General features: G+C 66.5%; 2 protein-coding genes. Both read right to left on the reverse strand.

What is annotated here, in order from left to right; genetic code table 11:
* Positions 1-253: YbhB/YbcL family Raf kinase inhibitor-like protein (locus H7I57_RS01035; protein ID WP_264021379.1), on the reverse strand; the 253-nt coding region annotated here is incomplete at its 3' end.
* Positions 254-281: 28 nt separating this feature from the next.
* On the reverse strand, positions 282-535 hold a 254-nt coding region (locus tag H7I57_RS01040; protein ID WP_264021380.1), incomplete at its 5' end, for a M20/M25/M40 family metallo-hydrolase.

Genomic DNA, 535 nt, shown 5'->3' on the forward strand with positions numbered 1-535 from the left:
CGGGCAGGTTGGCGACGGCCCAGTGCCAGAAGCCCGATGCGGTCGGGGCGTCGGGGTCGTACACCGTGACGGCGAAGCTGCGGGTCTCGGCCGGGAATCCCGACCAGCTCAGCTGCGGCGAGACGTCCTGTCCCCCGGCACCGAAGATGCCGCTGACCTGTTCGTTGGCCAGGGGGCCACCGTCGGACAACGACGTCGAGGTCAGGGTGAAGGTCGGCAGCTGCGGCAGGTTGTCATACGGCGAAGCAGTCATGATGTCCTTTCGGTGGCGGGCAGAGCTATCAGCAGTGCGTCAGGAAGTGTTCGAGGACTTTGGCGCCGAACTGTAGTGCGTCTACGGGTACCCGCTCGTCGACCCCGTGGAACAGCGCGGCGAAGTCCAGCTCGGGCGGCAGCCGCAACGGCGCGAAGCCGAAACACCGGATACCCAGGCGGACAAAGGCTTTCGCGTCGGTGCCGCCCGACATCATGTAGGGCACAGTGCGGGCGTCAGGATCGACGGCCAGGATGGCAGCGTTCATCGCATCGACCAGGT

The sequence above is a fragment of the Mycolicibacterium pyrenivorans genome (assembly GCF_025821625.1).
GTDB classification, from domain to species: Bacteria; Actinomycetota; Actinomycetes; order Mycobacteriales; family Mycobacteriaceae; genus Mycobacterium; species Mycobacterium pyrenivorans.